We start from the raw sequence: 16,263 nt of genomic DNA on the forward strand, positions 1-16,263 counted from the left end.
GTCCGCGTCCGCGGCGCCGGGTGAACTGACACGGCCGGCCTCGAAGGCATCGGCCCAGGAGGAATCCTCGCGAATGAACTACCCGGCGACCCGGGCCGAGCCCGTGGTGGACACGCTGCATGGCACGCAGGTGGCGGACCCCTACCGGTGGCTGGAGGACGAGAAGGCCCCCGAGGTGCAGGCGTGGATGAAGGCGCAGGACGCGCTGGCGCGCGGAGAGCTGGCGAAGATGCCGGGCCGTGACGCGCTCGCGAGCCGCTTCCGCGAGCTGTTCTACACGGACTCCATCTCCCCGCCGTCCCGCCGCAACGGCCGCTTCTTCTACATCCGCACCCACAAGGACAAGGAGAAGTCCGTCCTCTACTGGCGCGACGGGGAGAAGGGCGCGGAGAAGGTGCTGCTGGACCCGAACACCTGGAGCAAGGACGGCACCATCTCCATGGGCACGTGGGCGCCCTCGTGGGACGGCAAGAAGGTGGTGTTCTCCCAGAAGCCCAACGCCGCGGACGAGGCGGTGCTCCACGTGGTGGACGTGGACACGGGCGAGTGGTCCAAGGTCGACGTGATTGAGGGCGGCAAGTACGCCTCGCCCAAGTGGACGCCGGACAACAAGGGCTTCTACTACGAGTGGCTGCCCACGGACCCGAGCATCCCCGTGGACGCGCGGCCCGGCTACACCACCATCCGCTACCACGCGCTGGGCACGGACCCGGCGAAGGACGCGCTGGTGCACCCGCGCACCGGGGACCCGACCACCTTCCTCCAGTCAGACTTGAGCCGGGACGGCAAGTACCTCTTCGTCTACGTCATCCGCGGCTGGAGCGAGAACGACATCTACTGGAAGCGGCCGGGCGAGAAGGACTTCCGTCTGCTCGTGAAGGGGCAGGGCGCCAAGTACGAGCTGCAGGCGTGGAAGGACCGCTTCTACGTCACCACGGACGAGGGCGCCCCGCGCCAGCGCGTCTTCGAGGTGGACCCGGCGAAGCCCGAGCGCGCCGCGTGGAAGGAAGTCGTCCCCGAGGACCCGGTGGCCTCCCTGCAGGGCGCCAAGGTCGTCGGCGGGCACCTGGCGCTGGAGTACCTCAAGGACGCCACCACCGAGGTGCGCGTGGCCACCCTGCAGGGCAAGCCGGTGCGCACGGTGCAGCTGCCGGGCGTGGGGGCGGCGTCCAACCTGGTGGGTCTGGAGGACCTGGACGAGGCGTACTTCATCTTCACGTCCTTCACGACGCCGCGGCTCGTCTACAAGACGTCCGTCAGCACCGGGAAGTCCGAGGAGTGGGCCCGCGTGGAGCTGCCCATGGACCCGGACGCCTACACGGTGCAGCAGGTCTTCTATCCGTCCAAGGACGGCACCCGCGTGCCGATGTTCCTCGTGTACCGCAAGGGCCTGAAGCAGGACGGCACCGCGCCCACGCTCCTGTACGGGTACGGCGGCTTCAACGTGAGCATGGAGCCCACCTTCCGGGCGAGCATCCTGCCCTGGCTGGACGCGGGCGGCGTGTACGCGGTGGCCAACCTGCGCGGCGGCGGCGAGTACGGGAAGTCCTGGCACGACGCCGGCCGCCTGCAGCACAAGCAGAACGTCTTCGACGACCTCCACGCGGCGGCCGAGTTCCTCGCCCGCGAGAAGTTCACCCAGGCCCGGCGCCTGGCCATCTACGGCGGCAGCAACGGCGGCCTGCTGGTGGGCGCGGCCATGACGCAGCGCCCGGAGCTCTACGGCGCGGTGGTGTGCGCGGTGCCGCTCCTGGACATGGTGCGCTACCACCTCTTCGGCAGCGGCCGGACGTGGATTCCGGAGTACGGCACGGCGGAGAAGGCCGAGGACTTCAAGACGCTGTACGCCTACTCGCCCTACCACCACGTGCGTCCGGACGTGCGCTACCCCGCCATGCTGATGATGGCGTCGGACCATGACGACCGCGTGGACCCCATGCACGCCCGCAAGTTCGTGGCGGCGGTGCAGAACGCGGCGGGCAACCGCTCGGCTGCCCTGCTGCGCATTGAAGCGAATGCAGGCCACGGGGGCGCGGACCAGGTGGCCAAGCAGATTGAGTCCAGCGCCGACCTCTACGCTTTCCTCTTCCACGTGCTGGAGGTGCAGATGCGCCAGGGTGGGGTGGCTGCGCAGGGCCGCTGACATACCGGGCGGACACCCGAGGCGGCTACGGGTGTTCCCTTGATGGCAGGACACCGTTCCCCAATCTTGAGGCGGGGAACGGCGCCAGAAATCGGCGTGTTATAGACGTGCTTCACCCCGTGTGCGCGCTCTCCGAGCGGGCAGGCGGGCAACTCTTCAATGGCCTGTCTCCCCGGCAGGCCAGCAGGTGGCGGATACATGTTCTTCGGACGTGACGACAAGAAGGAAGCCCAGAAGCGCGGACTCACCGTCCCGCTCTTGCCCCTTCGGGACATCATCGTGTTCCCGCACATGGTGGTGCCGCTGTTCGTCGGCCGGGAGAAGTCCATCGCTGCGTTGAAGGACGCGATGGCGCACAAGGGGCCGGACGACAAGGCCGTCATCCTGCTGGCCGCGCAGAAGAAGGCCAAGACCAACGACCCCACCCCGGACGACATCTTCCACTTCGGTACGCTGGGCCACGTCATCCAGCTCCTCCCCCTGCCTGACGGCACGGTGAAGGTGCTGGTCGAAGGCGTGCGCCGCGCCCGGGTGAAGAAGTTCCACCCCAACGACGCCTTCTTCATGGTGGAGGTCGACGAAGTCGAGGAGCAGACCGAGAAGAGCGTGGAGCTGGAGGCGCTCGTTCGCTCCGTCCACTCCGTGTTCGAGGCCTTCGTCAAGCTCAACAAGCGGATTCCACCTGAGATGCTGATGCAGGTGGCGAGCATCGACGACCCGGCGCGGCTCGCGGACACCATCGTCGCGCACCTCTCGCTGAAGCTGAATGACAAGCAGGCCCTGCTCGAGACGGAGTCCCCGGCCAAGCGCCTGGAGAAGCTCTACGAGCTGATGCAGGGTGAGATCGAGATTCTCCAGGTGGAGAAGAAGATCCGCACGCGCGTCAAGAAGCAGATGGAGAAGACCCAGAAGGAGTACTACCTGAATGAGCAGATGCAGGCCATTCAGAAGGAGCTGGGTGAGCGCGACGAGTTCAAGAACGAAATCCAGGAGATTGAAGAGAAGCTGAAGAACAAGCGGATGAGCAAGGAGGCCACGCTCAAGGTCAAGAAGGAGCTGAAGAAGCTCCGGATGATGAGCCCGATGAGCGCCGAGGCCACCGTCGTCCGCAACTACATCGACTGGATCATCAGCCTCCCCTGGTACGATGAGACGCAGGACCGCCTGGACGTCACCGAGGCGGAGCGGGTGCTCAACGAGGACCACTACGGCCTGAAGAAGCCGAAGGAGCGCATCCTCGAGTACCTGGCGGTGCAGCAGCTGGTGAAGAAGCTCAAGGGCCCCGTGCTGTGCTTCGTGGGTCCTCCGGGCGTGGGCAAGACGTCGCTGGCGCGCTCCATTGCGCGGGCCACCGGCCGCAAGTTCGTGCGCCTGTCCCTGGGCGGCGTGCGTGACGAGGCGGAGATTCGCGGCCACCGGCGCACGTACATCGGCGCGATGCCGGGCAAGCTCATCCAGTCGCTGAAGAAGGCGGGCAGCAACAACCCCGTCTTCCTGCTCGACGAAATCGACAAGATGTCCACCGACTTCCGTGGCGACCCGAGCGCGGCGCTGCTGGAGGTGCTGGACCCCGAGCAGAACCACAACTTCAACGACCACTACCTGGACCTCGACTACGACTTGTCGAAGGTGATGTTCATCTGCACCGCGAACACGATGCACAACATCCCCGGTCCGCTGCAGGACCGCATGGAAGTGATTCGCATCGCGGGCTACACGGAGCCGGAGAAGCTGTCGATTGCCCGGCGCTACCTCATCCCGAAGGAGCAGGAGGCCAACGGGCTGACGGACGTGAAGGTGGACATCAGCGACCCCGCGCTGCGCACCATCATCCACCGCTACACGCGTGAGTCCGGCGTGCGCTCGCTCGAGCGTGAGATTGGCGGCGTGTTCCGGAAGATTGCCCGCGACGTGCTGAAGAACGGCAAGCGCGACATGGCGGTGGACCGGAAGCTGGCGATGAAGTTCCTGGGCACCCCGCGCTTCCGCTACGGCATGGCGGAGGCCGAGGACCAGGTGGGCATCGTCACGGGCCTGGCGTGGACGGAGCTGGGCGGTGAAATCCTCACCACCGAGGCCACCATCATGCCGGGCAAGGGCAAGCTCATCATCACCGGCAAGCTGGGTGAGGTGATGCAGGAGTCCGCGCAGGCGGCCATGTCCTACGTGCGCAGCCGCGCCGAGCGGTTCGGCATCGACAAGAAGGCGTTCGAGAACTTCGACATCCACGTCCACCTGCCGGAGGGCGCGATTCCGAAGGACGGCCCCTCCGCGGGCGTCACCATCTGCACGGCGCTGGTGAGCGCGCTCACGCGCACGCTGATTCGGCGCGACGTGGCGATGACGGGTGAAATCACCCTGCGCGGGCGGGTGCTGCCCATTGGCGGCCTGAAGGAGAAGACGCTGGCCGCGCACCGGGCGGGCATCAAGACGGTCCTGATTCCGAAGGCGAACAAGAAGGACCTGAAGGACATCCCGCTGAAGATTCGCAAGCAGCTGCGCATCGTCCCGGTGGAGTTCGTGGACGAGGTGCTCCGCGAGGCGCTGGTGCTGGAGAAGCCGGAGGAGTTCGGCCGCAAGCCGCTGAGCACCGATGGCGCGAAGTCGACGCCCTCGGCGGAGCTGTCGACGTCCACGTCGGCCGTGGCTCCGGCGTAGGTTTGGATTGAAGGCCCCTTCGCGGGGCTCTGGGTTGAAGAGAAGCCAGGATGCCGGACGACTTGGGTCGCCGGGGTCCTGGCTTCTCTGTTTTTCTGGTGTTGCTCTATGCTGACTGAGAGGCGATTCGAGCCGGATGGGGCTCTCGCCGGACGTCTGTCTTTGGGGTTCTGAGTTGACTCGCGTGGTGCAGGAGTGACTCAGGTTCAATAATTCGTCTGGTTCTGTAGCTTCTCGCGGCTTTTTGCCCCGGAGTCGCTGGCCGCCGTGTGCCCAGGTCTCGGGATGGCAGCAGTCGCACCTCGAGGTGGAAGAGGACGCCAATGGCGCGAGAAGGACGGAAGTGGTTGGCGTGGGTGGCCCTGGCCATCTGCGCGGCGGTGGCTGGCTGTGATTCCCAGCAGACTCCGGGTACGGCGCAGCTGGTGGTGACGCTGCCCCAGGCACTGAGCGCCAGTGACATTGTCCGAGTGGATTTGACGGTGAGCGCGCCGGGAATGGACACGCGCACCGTGGCGCTGACAAAGACAGGCGAACTGTGGGGCGGCGTGGTGGACAACCTGCCCGCCGGAGGAGGCCGCACCTTCAGCGCGCAGGCTTTCGACTCCGCCAATACGCTCATCTATGCGGGGCAGGTGGCAGACGTCACCATCAACGCGGACCAGACTGCGGCGGTGACGCTGCTGCTGCAGCAGGTGAATGCGCCAGTGCCCTTCGAGAACGAGGCTCCGGTCATCACCTCGGTGGTGGCGAGCCGAGGCACGGTGAAGCCGTCGGACGTGGTGTCGTTGCAGGCGGCGGCTGCAGACGCCAATGCGGGCGACAGTCTCACGTATGCGTGGACGGCTGGCGCTGGCAGCTTCAGCGCGGCGGGGAGCCTCAACACCGAGTGGACGGCGCCCTCGATTCCGGGACCGGTGGTGTTGACGCTGACGGTGACGGACTCGAAGGGGGCGACGACGGCCCTCAGCCTGACACTGACGGTGAGCGACGGCACGGGCAGCGCGGCCGTCAACGTGACGGTGAATACCTGGCCGCAGGTGACTCGCGTCACGGCGACGCCCTCCACGGTGCCGGTAGGTGAGGCCACCACGGTGGTAGCCACCGCCAGTGACAATGACGAGGACAACCTCTCCTACGCGTGGACGGCGGGATGCGCGGGGACGTGGGCCAACGCCACCTCGGCCAGTGCCAGCTTCACACCCACGGCGCAGCCACCGGCCGGCAGCCTGTGCGCCAGTTGCGCGCTGACGGTGACGGTGACGGACGGGCGAGGCGGGCAGACGACGGGAACGCTGGGTATCTGCGTGGGGCCGAAGACCCAGGCGCGGTTCACGCCGGAGATTGTGGAGACCTTCCAGTCCAGCACGAGCATGCCGTCGTCCGGGGGCACCGTGAGCTTCCGCGTGAAGGCGCGGGACGCCCAGGGCAGCGCGCTGACCTTCTCCTGGGAGACCAACGTCGGCACGCTGGGGACGGCCACCAACACCGCCACGACGAGCGAGGTGGTGTTGACGGCACCCGCGTGCGTGCCGGCGGGTACGACGCCCACGGTCAACATGACGGTGACCAATGCGCTGGGCCTGTCCGCCAGTGCCTCCTTCACCCTGCAAGACGCCACCACGTGCGTCACCTTCGTGGGCTCCCGCCTCGCCGCGGGCACCTATCACACGGCGGCAGTGCGGCAGGACGGCACGGTCTGGGCCTGGGGGCTCAACTCCAGCAGCCAACTGGGAGATGGGACGGCCATCCAGCGCCTCGCCCCCGTGCAGGTGCAGGGCCTGACCAACGTCGTCGCCGTCGCCGCGGGTGACACCCATACGGTGGCCTTGAGGCGTGACGGCACTGTCTGGACTTGGGGCCGCAACGACTCGGGCCAGCTCGGCGATGGGACGGCCACTCGCCGCTCCGTTCCGGTGCAGGTGCCAGGATTGACGGGCGTCACCTCCATTGCCGCTGGCTTGTCGCACTCGGTGGCCGTGCGTCAGGACGGCTCCGTCTGGGCCTGGGGCTCCAACAGCTTCAGCCAGGTGGGAGACGGGACGACGAGCAATCGCCTCTCGCCGGTGCAGGTGCCGGGACTGACGGGCGTCACCGCCATCGCCGCTGGCGCCTACCATACGGTGGCGCTGCGGCAGGACGGCACCGTCTGGGCCTGGGGCTTCAACAGCGTCGGCCGTCTGGGCGATGGGACGACCACGAACCGCTCGACACCGATACAGACGCAGGGGCTGACGGGTGTCTCCGCCATCGCCGCGGGCTCTGCGCATACGGTGGCCGTGAAACTGGACGGCACCGTCTGGACCTGGGGAGGCAACGACTCCGGCCAGCTGGGCGCGGCGACCCCCAGCTTCCGGCTCACGCCGGGACAGGTGTCAGGCTTCACGGGTGTGACTGCGCTCGCGGTGGGCTCGACTTCATCCCATACGGTGGCCGTGAAGCAGGACGGCTCGGTCTGGGCCTGGGGCCTCAACACCTACGGTCAGCTGGGAGATGGGACGACGGCTCGCCGCTCCACGCCCAGCCAGGTGCAGGGCTTCACGGGGGGAACCTCCATCGCCGCAGGCGCGCACCACACGGTGGCCGCGAGGCAGGACGGCACCGTCTGGGCTTGGGGTCGTAACTGGGAAGGTCAGCTCGGAGACGGGACGAGCAGCTATCGCCTCACTCCGGTGCAGATGCAGGGGTTGTCGGAGGCGACCTCGATTGCCGCCGGCCAGGCCCATACGGTGGCCCTGCGTCAGGACGGCACCGTCTGGGCATGGGGGCTCAACGCCAACGGCCAGCTGGGAGATGGGACGACCGCGGACCGCTCCTCGCCGATGCAGGTCCAGGGCGTCACGGCGGTTTCCACCATCGCTGCGGGTGACAACAGCACCGTGGTCCTGAGGCAGGACGGCACCCTCTGGAGCTGGGGCTACTACGCCTTCGGTCAATCGAGCGCGGCGGGTTACATCGCGGTTGCCGGTGGCACGGCCCATACGGTGGCCGTGAGGCAGGGTGGCTCCGTCTGGGGCTGGGGGCTCAATACCTATGGACAGCTCGGGCGTCCGCCTGGCGGCACCGGAGTCCATGTGGAGGCAGAGGTGCAGGGCGTGACGGGTGTCACCGCCGTTGCCGCGGGGTTCGCTCACTCCGTGGCCCTGCGTCAGGACGGCACCGTCTGGGCCTGGGGCCTCAACTCCAACGGCCAGCTGGGAGACGGGACGACCACGAACCGTTCCTCACCGGTGCAGGTGCAGGGCCTGACGGAGGTCATCGCCATCGTCGCCGGCGACTACCACACGGTGGCGCTGCGGCAGGACGGCACCGTCTGGACCTGGGGTTTCAATGCTTTCGGCCAGTTGGGGAACAGGGCGACCGCCGATGCCCGCGCGCCGGTGCAGGTGCAGGGCCTGACGGGCGTCACCACCATCGCCGCGGGTAACAACCACACGGTGGCGCTGCGGCAGGACGGCACCGTCTGGGCGTGTGGCCTCAATACCAGCGGTCAACTGGGGGACGGGACGACCACGAACCGGACCCTCCCGGTGCAGGTGTCCATGCCGGGTTCGTCCGCGGTCATCGCGCTCGCCGCGGGGGCCTACCACACGGTGGCGCTGCGTCAGGACGGCACTGGCTGGGCCTGGGGCTTCAACACCAACGGCCAGTTGGCGAACGGGAGGCCCAGTTATCAATTCGCGCCCGTGCAGGTGCAAGGCCTGACGAATGTCTTCACCCTGGCCGTCAACGACTCCATGCAGCGGCAGTGACGTTGGGACGCTCCATTCCCACCCGTCACCGCATCGTGAGGGCGTGCCCGGGTAATCGTTGTGCGGACGCATCCGGGCGCGGGCTCCGGGCCCGGGTGCGGAGCCGCGCGTGAGGTGATGGGAGCCAGGATTCCGGACGACCAGGGTCGCCGGGGTCCTGGCTTCCCTGTTTCTGAGCGCGGCGCCACGGCGCCACCTGCGCCACGCGCGGTCCCTTCCTGCCCCGTGGGTCGGGTACGCCCTGGTGAGGCGTTGTTTGGAAACTCGAGCGAACTCTGAGTCGGTATCACTTGTCTGTCTGGAATTCCCGAGCCGACAACCGTCGTCGCACCAGATCGAGTCATTTTGAAGCTATTCTGTGAGTCTATGGTCTCCCGCGGCTCCCTCTTGGAGTCTCGGGGCGTCTTCCAGCGCTCGGGCCCCCGGACGAGGGCGCCCGCACCGCGCGATAGCAAGAGGGTTTCATGAGTAGAGAAGTACGGAAGTGTTTGACGTGGATGGCCCTGGCCCTCTGTGCCGTGGTGGCTGGTTGTGATTCGGAGACGTCTCCGGGTGCGGCGCAGCTGGTGGTGACGCTTCCGCAGGAGTTGAGCGCCAGCGACATCGCGCGGGTGGAGCTGACGGTGAGCGCGGAGGGGATGGCTTCGCGCACGGTGGCGTTGGCCAAGGCGGGCGAGCAGTGGGGCGGGGTGGTGGACAACCTTCTTGCTGGCGCGGGCCGTACCTTCAGCGCCCAGGCCTTCGACTCGGCGCAGGTGGTCCGCTACGCCGGACAGGTGATGGGCGTCACGATTACCGCGGACGAAACGACGACGGTGACGCTGGTGCTGCAGCAGGTGAGTGCGCCGGTGCCGTTCGAGAACGCGGCTCCGGTCATCACCTCGGTGGTGGCGAGCCGGTCCACGGTGAAGCCATCGGCGGTGGTGTCGCTGCAGGCGGTGGCGCAGGACGCCAACGCGGGCGACAGCCTCACGTATGCGTGGACCGCGGGCGCGGGCAGCTTCAGCGCGGCGGGCAGCGCCAGCACCGAGTGGACGGCACCCTCGGCGAGCGGGCCGGTGGTGGTGACGGTGACGGTGACGGACTCGAAGGGCGCGACGGCGGCGCTGAGCCTGACGCTGACGGTGAGTGAGAGCACGGGCAGCGCCGGCGTCAACGTGACGGTGAATACCTGGCCGCGGGTGACTCGCATCACCGCGACGCCGTCCATGGTGGAGGTGGGTGAGGCGACGACGGTGGTGGCGACGGCCAGCGATGATGACGGGGACGGCCTCCACTACGCGTGGGCGGCATCGTGCGCGGGGACGTGGGCCAACGCGGGCTCGGCTGGTGCCAGCTTCACGCCCACGGCGCCGCCGCCGGCCGGAAGCGTCTGCGCCAGCTGCGCGCTGACGGTGACGGTGGCGGACGGACGCGGTGGGCAGACCACGGGGACGATGAACGTCTGCGTGGGCACGAGGGCCACGGCGCGCTTCCTGCCGGAGCTGGTGGAGACGTCCCAGTCGAGCACCACGATGCCGGCGTCTGGCGGCACGGTGCGCTTCGGGGTGAAGGCGAAGGACGGGCAGGGGAGTGCGCTGTCCTTCGGCTGGGAGGCCAACGTGGGGACGCTGGGGGCGGCCAACAGCCAGGAGACGACGAGTGAAGTCGCCTGGACGTCGCCCGGGTGCGTGCCGGCGGGGACGACGCCCACGGTGAAGGCGACGGTGACGAATGCACTCGGCCTGTCCACCACCGCGTCCTTCACGCTGCAGGGCGCCGCGAACTGTGTCGTCTCGCAGTGGGTCCGAGTCGCCGCGGGCTACGCCCATACGGTGGCGCTGAAGCAGGACGGCACCGTCTGGTCCTGGGGACGCAACGGTACTGGCCAGCTGGGAGACGGGACGACCTTCAGTCGCCTCACGCCGGTGCAGGTGCCGGGGCTGACGGGCGTCACCGCCGTTGCCGCGGGCATCAGCCACACGGTGGCCCTGCGACAGGACGGCACCGTCTGGGCCTGGGGCTACAACTCGGCGGGCCAGCTGGGGGACGGGACGACTTCCACGCGTCTCTCTCCGGTCCAGGTCCTGGGGTTGACGGGTGTCACCGCCGTTGTCGCCGCGGAGAGCCACACGGTGGCCCTGCGACAGGACGGCACCGTCTGGGCCTGGGGCTTCAACTCCGTTGGCCAGCTCGGGGACGGGACGACTGCCATGCGTCTCACGCCGGTGCAGGTGTCGGGATTGACGGGCGTCACCACCGTCGCCGCGGGCCTCAGCCACGGGGTGGCACGGAAACAGGACGGCACCGTCTGGACCTGGGGCTCCAACCTCTGGGGCCAGCTGGGAGACGGGACGAGCTCCAGACGCCTCACGCCGGTGCAGGTGTCGGGGGGGACGGGCGTCACCACCGTCGCCGCGGGCGGACACTCCACCGTCGCGGTGAAACAGGACGGCACCGTCTGGGCCTGGGGCTCCAACGCTTATGGCCAGCTGGGGAACAGGACGTTTCCCGGGGCCCTCTCTCCGGTGCAGGTACCGGGGATGACGGGCGTCTCCACCGTCGCCGCGGGCCACTACCACATGGTGGCGCTGAAGCAGGATGGCACCGGCTGGGCCTGGGGCTCCAACTCCAGCGGCCAGCTGGGAGACGGGACCATTGCCGAGAGCCCCGGGCCGGTGCAGGTGCTGGGGTTGGCGGAGGTCACCGCCGTCACCGCGGGCGGCTACCACACCGTGGCGCTGAAGCAGGACGGCACTGTCTGGGCGTGGGGTGACAACTCCGACGGCCAGCTGGGCAACGGGACGCCTGCTGTGCGCGCCGTGCCCATTCAGGCGTCGGGGGTGATGGGCACCGCCGTTGCCGCGGGAGAGAGTCACACGGTGGCACTGCGGCAGGACGGCACCCTCTGGGCCTGGGGCAACAACTCCCGTGGCCAGCTGGGAGACGGGACGATGGACGCGCGCACCCTGCCGGTGCAGGTGCAGGGGGTGGCGGAGGTCTCCACCCTCGCCACGGGCGGTGGGCATACGGTGGTGCTGAGGCAGGACGGCACCGTCTGGGGCTGGGGCAACAACTACAGTGGTCAGCTGGGAGACGGGACGATTGGCAGGGCTCTCATTCCAGTGCAGGCGCTGGGGCTGACGGGTGTCACGGCCATCGCCGCGGGCGTCTTCCACACTGTGGCGTTGCGGCAGGACGGCACCGTCTGGACCTGGGGTGACAACTTCAATGGCCAGCTGGGGGACGGGACGACGACGACCGTCGGGCGCGCCACGCCGATGCAGGTGCAGGGGTTGGTGGACGTCATCGCCGTCGAGGCGGGCGATGGCCACACGGTGGCGCTGAAGCGGGACGGCACCGTCTGGGCCTGGGGGGAGAACTCCAGCGGCCAGCTCGGAGACGGGACGACTGTCGGACGCACCAGGCCGGTGCAGGTGCAGGGGTTGGTGGGGGGCATCGCTGTGACAGCGGGCGGTTACCACACGGTGGCGCTGAAGCAGGACGGCACCGTCTGGTCCTGGGGCGCCAACTTCAGTGGCCAGCAGGGTGGCGGGACGACGGACGGACGCACCACGCCGGTGCAGGTGCAGGGATTGGAGGGTGTCTCCACCGTCGTCGCGGGCGGCTACCACACGGTGGCGCTGAAGCAGGACGGTACCGTCTGGGCCTGGGGTGACAACTCCAGCGGTCAGCTGGGGGCCGGGACGACGGGCGGGAGCCCCGCGCTCAAGCAGGTGCTGGGGTTGACGGGCGTCACGGCCATCGCCGCGGGCAGCAACCACACGGTGGCCGTGGGGCAGGACGGCACCGTCTGGACCTGGGGCTCCAACTACTGGGGCCAGCTGGGAGATGGCACGGCCGGCTACAGCGCGACCCCGGGGATGGTGATCCCGTAACCCATCATCGAGGAGTCCTCGCGGGAAGGTCCGCGCAGGGAGGAGCCAGGATGCCGGACGACCTCAGGTCGCCGGGGTCCTGGCTTCTCTGCTTTCTGGGTGTCTGTCTTTGGGTTCCGTGTCGACTCCCATGGGGTGGGGCACACCCAGTTGCAATGTCTATAGAATATTATAGTTCTCCCGCAGCTCCCTCCCGGAAAGCGCTGGCTGCCTTTGTCGCCCGGCCCGGCCCGGGACGGCAGCGCTCGCGCAGCGTGATGGCAAGAGGGGATTGATGAGACAGGAAGTACGGAAGTGTCTGGCGTGGGTGGCCGTGGCCATCTGCGCCGCGGTGGCGGGCTGCGGTCCGCAGGAGGCTCCGGGCGCGGAGCAGGGCATGCTGGAGCCGGCCACCCGCGAAGCGGGGACGGGCGAAGGCGTCTCGACGGTGCCTGCCAGTCCGGGCTCGTTCAAGAGCACCTCGTCGGACTTGCAGGGGGCCAACGCCTTCGCGACTTCCGCGGGGCGCCTGCTTGCCACAGGTGGCAACCACACGGTGGAAGTGAGGCAGGACGGCACCGTCTGGGCCTGGGGGGACAACGAGTCCGGTCAATTGGGGGATGGGACCACCATGCGCCGCTTCACGCCGGTGCAGGTGCAGGGGGTGACGGGCGTCGTCGCCATTGCCGCAGGTTACGCGCATACCCTGGCCCTGAGGCAGGACGGCACTGTCTGGGCCTGGGGGAGCAACGATTTCGGCCAGTTGGGGGATGGAACCACCACGCGCCGCTTCGCGCCGACGCAGGTGCCAGGGTTGACGGGCGTCACCGCCATTGCCGCGGGTTACACCCATGGCCTGGCTGTGAGGCAGGACGGCACCGTCTGGGCCTGGGGCAAGAATCTCTGGGGACAGCTCGGGGATGGGACGAGCACCCAACGCCTCACGCCGGTGCAGGTGCAGGGGCTGACGGGCGTCACCGCCATCGCCGCGGGCGCAGAACACACCATGGCCTTGAGACAGGACGGCACCCTCTGGGCCTGGGGCAGCAATCTTTGGTATCAGCTTGGTGACGGGGCCTCCACCACCAAACGCGTCACGCCGGCGCAGGTGCTGACGGGCGTCGCCTCCTTCGCCGCGGGCAGCAGCCACTCGGTGGCCGTGAAGCAGGACGGCACCGTCTGGACCTGGGGCTACAACTCCAACGGTCAGCTGGGGACCGGGGCATACAACCATCGCGCCTCGCCGACGCGGTTGTTCGTGCTGACGGGCTTCGCCTCCGTTGCCGCCGGTGAATTCTACACACTGGCCTTGAGACAGGACGGCACGGTCTGGGCCTGGGGCACCAACGGCGTTGGCCAACTGGGGGACGGGACAACCACCGAACGCCTCTCGCCGGTGCAGCTGCAGGGAGTGACGGGCGTCACTGCCGTCGCCTCGGGTGTCAGTCACGTGGCGGCTGTGCGGCAGGACGGCACCGTCTGGCTCTGGGGGAGCAACGCCTCCGGCCAACTCGGGGACGGGGCGACCCGCCAACACCCCACGCCCGGGCAGGTGCCGGAGCTGACGGGCGTCTCCGCCCTCGCCGCAAGTGACTCCCACACGGTGGTCTTGCGGCAGGACGGCACCGTCTGGACATGGGGCCTCAATTCCTACGGCCAACTGGGGGATGGAACGACCACCCGACGCCTCTCGCCGGTGCAGGTGCAGGGGTTGACGGGCGTCACCGCCATCGCCACGGATAGCAGACACACGGTGGCCCTGCGGCAGGACGGCACCGTCTGGGCCTGGGGCGTCAACTTCTCTGGCCAACTGGGGGATGGAACGCTCACTCAACGCCTCACGCCGGTGCAGGTGCAGGGGTTGACGGGCGTCACCGCCATCGCCGCGGGTGGCGACCACACGGTGGCGCTGAAGCAGGACGGCACCGTCTGGGCCTGGGGGAACAATTCCTCCGGTCAACTGGGGGATGGGACGACCACGCGCCGCCCCACGCCGGTGCAGGTGCCGGGGCTGACAGGCGTCACCGTCGTCGCCGCGGGTGTCTCGCACACGATGGCCGTGGGGCAGGACGGCACCCTCTGGACCTGGGGCAACAACTCCTACGGTCAGCTGGGGGATGGGATGACCACGAACCGCTCCACGCCGGTGCAGGTGCCGGGGCTGACAGGCGTCACCGCCCTCGCCGGGAGCAACTTCGGCACGGTGGCCGTGCGGCAGGACGGCACCGTCTGGGCCTGGGGCTACAACACCTGGGGACAGCTCGGAGATGGGACGACCCTCGCTCGACGCTCGCCGGCACAGGTGCAGGGAATGACGGGCGCCATTGCCATCGCCGTGGGTGATTCCCACGCGGCGACCATGAGACAGGACGGCACCGTCTGGGCCTGGGGGCGCAATTCCTGGGGCCAGCTCGGGGACGGGACGACCACCCAACGCCTCACGCCGGTGCAGGCGCAGGGGGTGTCGGGCGTCACCACCATCGCCGCGGGTATCGAGCACACGGTGGTCTTGAGGCAGGACGGTACCGTCTGGACCTGGGGTCTCAACTCCAACGGTCAGCTGGGGCGCGGCCCGCTCCCCTACAGCGCCATGCCGGTGCAGGTGGAGGAAGTGACGGGCGCTACCGCCATCGCCGCGGGGGATTTCCACACGGTGGCGCTGAAGCAGGACGGCACCGTCTGGGCCTGGGGCGACAACCTCTGGGGGCAGCTCGGGGACGGGACGACCACCCCACGCCTCACGCCGACGCAGGTGCAGGGGGTGACGGAAGTCGTCGCCATCGCCGCGGGCTCCTCACATACCCTGGCCGTGAGACAGGACGGCACTGTCTGGAGCTGGGGCGGCAATACCTACGGCCAGTTGGGGGACGGGACGTCCACTCAGCGCCTCTCGCCGGTGCAGGTGCCGGGGCTGACGGGCGTCACGGCCGTCTCCGCCGGCGAGTCCCACACGGTGGCGCTGAAGCAGGACGGCACCGTCTGGGCCTGGGGGCGCAATTCCTGGGGACAGCTCGGGAATGGGACGACCACGCATCGCACCACGCCGGTGCAGGTGCAGGGGCTGACGGGCGTCACCGCCATCGCCGCGGGCTCGCTCCACACGGTGGCCTTGCGGCAGGACGGCACCGTCTGGGCCTGGGGCTTCAATGATCTCGGCCAGGTGGGGGATGGGACGACCACGCGCCGCCTCACGCCGGTGCAGGTGCAGGGGTTGACGGGCGCCATCGCCATCGCCGCGGGCTCCTTCCACTCCGTGGCCGTGCGGCAGGACGGCACCGTCCAGGCCTGGGGCTACAACCTCTGGGGACAGCTCGGGGATGGGACATTGACGGCCCGCTCCACGCCAGTGCAGGTGCAGGGGCTGACGGAAGTCAGGGCTCTTGCCGCCGGGTATGCCCATACGGTGGCCGTGCGGCAGGACGGCACCCTCTGGGCCTGGGGCAACAACTCCGGTGCGCAGCTGGGCAATGGGACCTCCACGGGCCGCACCACGCCGGTGCAGGTGCAGGGGCTGACGGGCGTCTTCACCCTGGCGGCGGGCCGCTTCCACACGGCGGCCATGAGCCCGGAGGGGGCCGGCTGGGGCTGGGGGCGCAACAACCTCGGCCAGGTGGGGGACGGGACGACCGCTGACCGCTCCAGGCCCGTCAATGTGATGGTCCAGGAAGGGACCTGAACCGCCCTGCCAGCCAGGGCGCACCCGGGCGAAGGCTCCCTCCCTGTGCGGGGAGGGACGCGGAGTTGAAGCGAAGCCAGGACGCCGGACGACCGAGGTCTCCGGAGTCCTGGCTTCTCTTTTTCCGGGCTCCGGGGGCTTCGGGGTACAACGGGCCCCGGTGGCCTCCCGCGCTCG

5 protein-coding genes are annotated in these 16,263 nt (G+C 68.9%); all 5 read left to right on the top strand.

Annotation, left to right across the window (positions count from 1 at the left end; all coding sequences use genetic code 11):
• The first annotated feature begins 73 nt into the window (after nt 1–73).
• The 5 genes from ACX9TP_RS11165 to ACX9TP_RS11185 all read left to right on the top strand — a co-directional run bounded on the left by ACX9TP_RS11165 (nt 74) and on the right by ACX9TP_RS11185 (nt 16,086).
• Nucleotides 74–2,143: a prolyl oligopeptidase family serine peptidase gene (locus ACX9TP_RS11165; protein ID WP_482979688.1), complete on the top strand. Its 2,070-nt coding sequence runs from the start codon at nt 74–76 to the stop codon at nt 2,141–2,143.
• Between the two features lie 198 nt (nt 2,144–2,341).
• Nucleotides 2,342–4,801, top strand: a complete 2,460-nt coding sequence (lon, locus tag ACX9TP_RS11170; protein ID WP_482979689.1) for an endopeptidase La — start codon at nt 2,342–2,344, stop codon at nt 4,799–4,801.
• A gap of 323 nt (nt 4,802–5,124) precedes the next feature.
• On the top strand, nt 5,125–8,553 hold the full coding sequence (locus ACX9TP_RS11175) for an RCC1 domain-containing protein (protein ID WP_482979690.1): 3,429 nt from the start codon (nt 5,125–5,127) through the stop codon (nt 8,551–8,553).
• Nucleotides 8,554–9,017: 464 nt separating this feature from the next.
• Nucleotides 9,018–12,431 carry an RCC1 domain-containing protein gene (locus tag ACX9TP_RS11180; RefSeq protein WP_482979691.1) on the top strand — a complete coding sequence of 1,138 codons (3,414 nt, stop codon included), beginning with the start codon at nt 9,018–9,020 and terminating at the stop codon, nt 12,429–12,431.
• A 274-nt stretch (nt 12,432–12,705) separates the two neighbouring features.
• Complete coding sequence (locus ACX9TP_RS11185) at nt 12,706–16,086, top strand: RCC1 domain-containing protein (protein WP_482979692.1); 3,381 nt, start codon at nt 12,706–12,708, stop codon at nt 16,084–16,086.
• Nucleotides 16,087–16,263: the final 177 nt, after the last annotated feature.

This window comes from Pyxidicoccus sp. M15 (assembly GCF_056858435.1).

Excerpts from the sequence above, each read along its gene's own strand:
- ACX9TP_RS11165 (WP_482979688.1), top strand. The coding sequence starts at position 74 with ATGAACTACCCGGCGACCCGGGCCGAGCCCGTGGTGGACACGCTGCAT.
- lon (WP_482979689.1), top strand. The coding sequence starts at position 2,342 with ATGTTCTTCGGACGTGACGACAAGAAGGAAGCCCAGAAGCGCGGACTC.
- ACX9TP_RS11175 (WP_482979690.1), top strand. The coding sequence starts at position 5,125 with ATGGCGCGAGAAGGACGGAAGTGGTTGGCGTGGGTGGCCCTGGCCATC.
- ACX9TP_RS11180 (WP_482979691.1), top strand. The coding sequence starts at position 9,018 with ATGAGTAGAGAAGTACGGAAGTGTTTGACGTGGATGGCCCTGGCCCTC.
- ACX9TP_RS11185 (WP_482979692.1), top strand. The coding sequence starts at position 12,706 with ATGAGACAGGAAGTACGGAAGTGTCTGGCGTGGGTGGCCGTGGCCATC.